Annotated in this window: 7 protein-coding genes; 5 read left to right on the forward strand and 2 right to left on the reverse strand. The window is 74.4% G+C overall.

The genetic code is table 11. The features are described from left to right. The first annotated feature begins 80 nt into the window (after positions 1-80). A complete protein-coding gene (locus GTW43_RS02210) occupies positions 81-1,073 on the forward strand; it encodes a S8 family peptidase (RefSeq protein ID WP_161299841.1) in 993 nt (330 codons plus the stop codon). Positions 1,074-1,135: 62 nt separating this feature from the next. On the opposite strand, the gene GTW43_RS02215 is transcribed toward GTW43_RS02210, so the two are convergent. Both GTW43_RS02215 and GTW43_RS02220 read right to left on the reverse strand, forming a co-directional pair. Continuing rightward, complete coding sequence (locus tag GTW43_RS02215) at positions 1,136-2,785, reverse strand: acyl-CoA dehydrogenase family protein (protein WP_161299842.1); 1,650 nt, start codon at positions 2,783-2,785, stop codon at positions 1,136-1,138. 32 nt (positions 2,786-2,817) lie between these two features. Further along, a complete protein-coding gene (locus tag GTW43_RS02220) occupies positions 2,818-3,429 on the reverse strand; it encodes a TetR family transcriptional regulator (protein ID WP_161299843.1) in 612 nt (203 codons plus the stop codon). 130 nt (positions 3,430-3,559) lie between these two features. Here GTW43_RS02220 and GTW43_RS02225 point away from each other — a divergent pair, with 130 nt between their 5' ends. From GTW43_RS02225 to GTW43_RS02240, 4 genes are all read left to right on the forward strand, one after another. Then, the gene (locus tag GTW43_RS02225; protein ID WP_161299844.1) at positions 3,560-3,997 is read left to right on the forward strand and encodes a nuclear transport factor 2 family protein; all 438 of its coding nucleotides are present in this window, start codon (positions 3,560-3,562) and stop codon (positions 3,995-3,997) included. Between the two features lie 52 nt (positions 3,998-4,049). Then, complete coding sequence (locus GTW43_RS02230) at positions 4,050-4,646, forward strand: TetR/AcrR family transcriptional regulator (protein ID WP_161299845.1); 597 nt, start codon at positions 4,050-4,052, stop codon at positions 4,644-4,646. A 224-nt stretch (positions 4,647-4,870) separates the two neighbouring features. Further along, entirely contained in the window at positions 4,871-5,806 is a 936-nt protein-coding gene (locus GTW43_RS02235) for a TauD/TfdA family dioxygenase (RefSeq protein ID WP_161299846.1), read from the forward strand. Then, positions 5,803-7,101 carry an MFS transporter gene (locus GTW43_RS02240; protein WP_161299847.1) on the forward strand — a complete coding sequence of 433 codons (1,299 nt, stop codon included), beginning with the start codon at positions 5,803-5,805 and terminating at the stop codon, positions 7,099-7,101. Before GTW43_RS02235 ends, GTW43_RS02240 begins: the two co-directional genes overlap by 4 nt. The last annotated feature ends 2 nt before the right edge of the window (positions 7,102-7,103 follow it).

A 7,103-nucleotide genomic window follows, 5' to 3' on the forward strand; every position in this document is an offset into this window, starting at 1 on the left:
TGGCCCCCGCCCCACCGCCCCGTTCCCCTGGGTGTGGGCCTGTGCGGAGCCCCGCTCACCGCCCCGATCGAGGAGGATCCATGCACCCTGCCGCCGTCCGGAGGATCTGCGCCGGGATCTCCGCCGCCGCGCTGCTCGCCGCGTGCGCCACCGGGTGCGGCGACGACGACGAGAAGAAGGCCGATCCGATGAAGGGGCAGCAGTGGGCGCTGGACGCGCTGAAGCTGCCGGGCGCGTGGAAGAAGGCGCAGGGCGAGGACACGGTGATCGCGGTCGTCGACAGCGGCGTCGACCTGGACCACCCGGATCTCAAGGGGCGCCTCGTCGACGGGTACGACTTCGTGGACGGTGACCGCAAGCCGGACGACGGCTTCGGGCACGGTACGCACGTCGCGGGCATCGCCGCGGCCCACACCGACAACGGCGTCGGCATCGCGGGCGGCGCCCCCGCGGCGAAGATCATGCCGGTGCGGGTCCTGGGCGACGACGGCAGCGGCAGCAACGGGAACATCACACGGGGCATCGTGTGGGCGGCCGATCACGGCGCGGACGTCATCAACCTGTCGCTCGGCGAAGGCCCGTTGATGTCGAACCTGCTCCAGGGCGGCATCCTCAACGCGGCGATCCGGCACGCCCACGACAAGGGCGCGGTCGTCGTGGCGGCGGCGGGGAACGACGGTGCGGCGACCCAGCCGTACAAGGTGCAGACGCCGGTGCTCGTGGTCGGCGCGAGCGACGAGGACGGACGCCCCGCCGACTTCTCCAACTTCGGTGCGCAGAACGCGGTGTCGGCGCCCGGCGTCGGCATCCTGTCCACGCTGCCGACGCACCCGGTGAAGCTGACGGAGAAGAAGAACGGGGACGTGAACGACTCGGGGTACGGCAAGCTCGACGGGACGTCGATGGCCGCCCCCTACGTGTCGGCGGTGGCGGCCCTGCTGCACGGCGAGGGCGAGAAGCCGGACGCCATCATGAAGGCCGTCCGGGACACAGCGCAGAACCCGGACCGGCTGCAGAAGCTCGGGCTCGGCATCGTGAACGCGCAGGCCGCCGTCGACAGTGCGGACGACTGACCGCACGGACGACCCGACCCGTCGCGCCGTGCCGCCCGCGCCGGGCTCCGGTCACCCGGGGCTCACAGTCCCGCAGGCAGCCGGTCGAGGAGCGCCGCGAAGTCCGAGCCCGGCGGCAGGGTGCCGAAGGCGAGCCCGCGGTCCCCGGCGAGCCGCGTCGCGCAGAACGCGTCGGCGACGGCGGCCGGGGCGTGCCGGACCAGGAGCGAGCCCTGGAGGACGAGGGCGGCGCGCTCGATGACGCGGCGGGCGCGCAGCGGGGCGTCCTCGGTGAGGGTCAGTTCGCCCTGGAGTCCGCGCCAGGCGGCGTCGAGGCGGGCGTCGGCGCCGGACGCGGCCTCGATCTCCGTACGGAACGCGGCGAGGGACTCGGGCTCGCGGGCGAGGGCGCGGAGCATGTCGAGCGCGTTGACGTTGCCGGAGCCCTCCCAGATGCCGTTGAGGGGAGCGTCGCGGTAGAGGCGCGGCATGCCTGACAGTTCGTCATAGCCGTTGCCGCCGAGGCATTCCAGGGCCTCGGCGACGGCGGCGGGCTGACGCTTGCAGACCCAGTACTTGCCGACGGCGGTGGCGAGCCGGAGGAACGCCCGCTCGCCGGCGTCGCCGCGCTGGGCACGGTCGGCGGCGCCCGCGAGGCGCAGGGCGAGGGTGGTGGCGGCCTCGGACTCGACGGCGAGGTCGGCCAGCACGTTGCGCATGAGCGGCTGGTCGATGAGCTTGGCGCCGAACACCGCGCGGTACCGGGCGTGGTGGGCGGCCTCGGCGAGAGCGGCGCGGGTACCGGAGGCGGAGCCGAGGACGCAGTCGAGGCGGGTGCTGGTGACCATGTCGATGATGGTGCGCACGCCCTTGCCCTCGGCGCCGACGAGCCAGGCGACGGTGTCGTCGAACTCGGGCTCGCTGGAGGCGTTCGAGCGGTTGCCGAGCTTGTCCTTGAGGCGCTGGATGCGGAAGGTGTTGCGGCTGCCGTCGGGCAGGACGCGCGGCACGAGGAAGCAGGAGAGGCCGCCGGGGGCCTGCGCGAGCACGAGGAACAGGTCGTTCATCGGGGCGCTCGTGAACCACTTGTGGCCGCGCAGCCGCCAGGTGCCGTCCGGCCGGGGCACGGCCGCGGTGGTGTTGGCGCGCACGTCGGTGCCGCCCTGCTTCTCGGTCATCCCCATGCCGGCGAGCAGGCCGGCCTTGTCGGTGGGGGTGCGCAGGCCGGGCTCGTAGACACGGCTGGTGAGGAGGGGTTCGTAGGTCTTGGCGAGGTCGGGGGCGTGGCGCAGGGCCGGCACGACGGCGTACGTCATGGAGACCGGGCAGCCGTGTCCGGCCTCGGTGCTGGACCACACCATGAACCCGGCGGCGCGGGCCACGTGGGCGCCGGGCCGCTCGTCGGCCCAGGCGCTGCCGCCGAGGCCCTCGCCGATCGCGATGTCCATCAGGGAGTGGTAGGCGGGGTGGAAGTCGACCTCGTCGACGCGGTGGCCGTAGCGGTCGTGGGTGCGCAGGACGGGCTCGAAGGTGTTGGCCTCCTCGGCCCAGCGGCGGACCTCCTCGCTGCCCGCGCGCCGGCCGATGCGGTGCAGGTCGTCGAGGGACCAGGCGGCGCCCTCGCGGCGCACGCCCTCGAGCAGGACCGGGTCGTCGGCGATGTCGTGGCCGGTCAACGGCGGTGCCTGGTTGGTCACTTCGTGGGTCACGGCGGTGGGCTTGCTGGACAGCACGGTGGCTCCTTCGACGGACGGGCGGGGCGGGTTCAGGGCGCCGCCGGGGCGCCGGCGCAGCGCAGCGCGGCGGCGGTGAGGTCGGCGAGCAGCCGGTCGGTGCCGTCGGGGCCGGGGTCGGCGAGCGGGTCGACGAGGGCCTCGCCGATGGCGCCGGTGAGCACGGCCGCGGTGATCTCGGCGTTCTGCTCCGGCAGGCGGCCGGCCGCGATGCCCTCGCGGACGATCTCGGCGTACAGGGCGCGGTAGCGGCGGCGGAAGTCGAGGCGCTCGGCGCCGACGGCCGGTTCGGCGGGGGCGGCGAGCAGGGCGTAGGCCAGGCCCCTGTTCTCCAGGGCGCGGCGGGCGAAGACGTCCACGGCGCGGGTGAGGCGCTCGACGGGGTCGCCGGGCTCGTGCAGGACCTGCCCGAGGACCTCCACCTCGCGCCCGGCGGCCCGCCGGAACACCTCGACGGCGAGCGCGGCCTTCGACGGGAAGTGCTGGTACACGGACCCGGCGGCGATCCCGGCCGCGGCGGCGACCGCGGTCACGGAGGCCTGCGCCCAGCCGACCTCGGCCACGACGGCGGTGGCGCAGCCGACGAGGTGCTCGCGCGCGGCTTCGAGGCGGCTGATCTCGGCGGGGGTCTTGCGGTAGGCCATGAAAGAAGTGAACCATCATTCAGCGCTTAGCACCATGCCCGCGGCCCGGCCCGCGCGCGGGCCGTCCGGCGGCCTCGCAATGACCTCCGGGGTCATCGCGCTCCCCGCCCGGCCGGGGCACGCTCGGGGCATGACGACCACCGACGCCGCGCACCGCACCGATCCCGCCCTCGCCACCCGCGCCACGGTCGAGGCCTTCTTCGCCGCGCGGGCCGCCGCCGACACCGAGCGGCTCACCCGCCTCTTCGCCGACGAGGTCGACTGGGTGCTCGCCGAGAACCCCGTGGTCCCGTGGATCAGGCCGCGCCGGACGGCCGCCGAGTGCGCCGTCCAGTTCGAGGAACTGGCCGCGCACACGGTCGCGGAGGACGCCCGCGGCTCCCTCGACACCCTGCTCGTCGACGGGACGGACGCCGTGCTGATGGGCCACCTCTCCGGCACGGTCCGCGCCACCGGCACGTCCTTCGAGGGCCCGTACGCACTGCGCCTGACCGTCGAGGACGGCCGCATCACCCGCTTCCACCTCTACGAGAACAGCCTCTCGATCGCGGCGGCCTGCACGCCCTGACCGGGTTCGGCACACACGGCGGGCCGGGCGGGCGGCCGCGTAAGGTCACCGCATGGCCGACGATCGGGAGCAGGGCACGCGGCGTGGGCCGGGGCGGCCGCGCCAGGAGCACGTCACGCGGGCGGTCCTGGACGCCGTGGTCGAGCTCGTGGCGGAGAGCGGCATGGCCGCACTGACCATGGACGCCGTCGCGACCCGCGCCGGCGTCAGCAAGCCGGCCATGTACCGGCGCTGGTCCACCAAGCAGGACCTCGTGATCGCCGCCGCCGAGTCCCGGATCGGTCCGCTGACCGTGCCGGACATGGGTGACTTCCGCGCCGAGCTGCGCGTCGTCCTGTCCGCCCGCATGACCGCGTACCGGCAGCCGGGCATCGCACGGCTGCTGGCCGGTGTCATCGGCGCGGCCGCCGAGCAGGGCGTCGTGCTCGAGGGGTACAGCGCCTACACCGCGCGCGTCACGAGCGAGACCCGGCACGTCCTGGAGCGCGGCGTGACGCGCGGCGACGTGCGCGCGGACGCCGACCTGTCGACGGCGACGACGCTGGTGGCTTCCTCGCTGCTGTTCCGTCTGGTCGCCGAACAGCGGCTGCCGGACGAGGCGTTGGTCGACTCGGTGGTGGACCTCGTGGGGCGCGCGGTCGCCGCCTGACGCGGACCCGTCCGCGCACCGTCCGCGCGCCCGTCCGCGCAACCGCCCACGCAACCGTCCGCGCACCCGGCCGTGCACGTGCCCGTCGGGCCAGGCCCTCGCGAGCCCGAGAACCGACCCCGAGAACCGACCCCGCGCACCCCCTTGCCCCGGCGCGGATCAATATCGATACTGCCGGTTACGTAATCCGCGTGTCTCAGCCTGCGCTGTCGGGAGGACTCCCCATGCACGACGTCGCCTCGGCCCCTGTGGCCCACCCCACGCCCGTACTGGACAAGCCCCTGATGCACTACGGGCGCCGCACCCTCGAACGGCTGGCGCCCGGCGCCGAGCAGCCCGCCTACCGGCAGTTCGAGGTCGCCCCGCTCACCCCGCACTTCGGCGCCGTGCTCGGCGGCGTCGACCTGACCCGGCCGCTCACCGCCGAACTCGCCCACGAACTGCGCCAGGCGCTCCTCGAATGGAAGGTGATCTTCTTCCGGGGGCAGCACGGCTTCACCGCCGAGCACCAGCTCGCGCTCTCCGGCGTGTGGGGCCCGCCCGAGCCCAACCCGTTCTTCGCGAGCACCGGCACCCCCGGCATCTCCCGGCTCGCCAAGGACGCCAAGGCCGCGGGCAACAAGAACATCTGGCACAGCGACCACTCGTTCATGGCCAACCCGTCGCTCGGCGCGGTCCTGCGCGCCGTGGAGGTGCCCGCCGCGGGCGGCGACACCCTGTGGGCCGACATGGCCGCCGCCTACGACAACCTGCCCGAGGACCTCAGGCAGCGCATCGAGGGGCTGACCGCCGTCCACGACTGGGAGGCCAGCTGGGGCGCGCTGATGGACGACGCGCAGAAGGCCGCCTTCCGCGCGAACTGGCCGCAGGCCGAGCACCCCGTCGTCGTCCGCCACCCGCGCAGCGGCCGCCGGACGCTGTACGTGAACGAGCCCTTCACCCGGTACATCAAGGGCCTGTCCGAGGAGGAGAACCGCGAACTGCTCGACATCCTGGTGCTCCAGGCCCGCATCCCCGAGTTCCAGATCCGCTTCCACTGGGAGCCGGACTCGATCGCGATCTGGGACAACATCGCCGTCCAGCACTACGCGGTCAACGACTACTTCCCGCAGCGCCGCGTGATGGAGCGCATCGCGATCGCCGGGGTCCCGCTCGCATGACCGTCGCCTCTGCCGCGCCCGGCACCGGGGCCGTGGACCACCCGGGCGGCGGGCGGCGGGCCTGGGCCGTGACCGGACTGCTCGTCGTCTTCATGATGGTCAACTTCGCGGACAAGTCCGTACTCGGGCTCGCGGGCGACGAGATCCGGGCCGATCTGCACCTGAGCGCCACCGAGTTCGGGCTCGCCAACAGCGCGTTCTTCCTGCTGTTCTCGGCCGCCGCGATCGTCGTCGGGCTGGCCGCCGACCGGGTGTCGCCGAAGGTGCTGCTCCTGGTCATGGCCGCGCTGTGGTCGGTGGCGCAGGTGCCGTCGGCGCTCGGCGGCGGGCTCGCCGTGCTGATCGGTTCCCGGGTGTTCCTGGGCGCGGCGGAGGGACCCGCCTTCCCCGTGGCCCAGCAGGCGACGCTGTCCTGGTTCCCCGACGAGCGGCGCAACCTGCCCGCCGCGCTGCTCACCGTCGGCGTGACGCTCGGCGTGATGATCTCCGCACCGGGCCTGACCTGGCTGATCCAGCACCACGGGTGGCGCTCGGCGCTGTGGGTGCTCTCCGCGGTGGGGGCGCTGTGGGCGCTCGTCTGGGCGGTGTACGGCGCGGACAGCCCGCGCACCGGCGCCCCACGCACCGCGGCCGGCGCGCCCCGCCGCCCCGGCATCGCGTACCGGCGGATCTTCGCGACCCGCACCTGGATCGGCGTGACCGTCGCGTACTTCACCAGCTACTGGTCCGTGGCACTGATGCTGGTGTGGCTGCCGTCCTACCTGCGCCACGCGGTCGGCTACTCGGCGAGCACCGCGGGCACGGTCGTCGTGGCTCCGGCCGCGGTCGGCGCCGCCGTCCTGTTCGGGCAGGCGTGGCTGACGGGGCGGCTGATGCGGCGGGGCGCGAGCGGCCGGGTCGCGCGGGGCCGGATCGGCGCGGGGATGCTCGCGATCGGGGCCGTGGCCCTGCTGCTCGCGCCGTCGGCCGACGGGCGGGGCGCGCAGACGGCGCTGATCGCGCTGGGCTTCGGGTTCGGCGGCGCGTACGCCACCGTGGCCGCGACGACGGTCGCCGAGCTCGCCCCCGCGAACCGCAGGGGTGGCGCCCTGGGCCTGATGAACGCGCTGGTGACGACGGCCGGTCTGATCGGGCCCGCGGCCGTCGGCGCGCTGGTCGACGCCCAGGGTGCGGCCGGCTATCGGCACGCCGTCCTGCTGTCCGGGGCCCTCGTCGCGGCCGGTGCCGTGGTCGCGTACGTCCTGATCGACCCGGAGCGCGACAGGGCACGTCTGACGACCACAGCCTCCTGGTGAAC

The sequence above is a fragment of the Streptomyces sp. SID5785 genome (assembly GCF_009870065.1).
GTDB lineage: Bacteria > Actinomycetota > Actinomycetes > Streptomycetales > Streptomycetaceae > Streptomyces.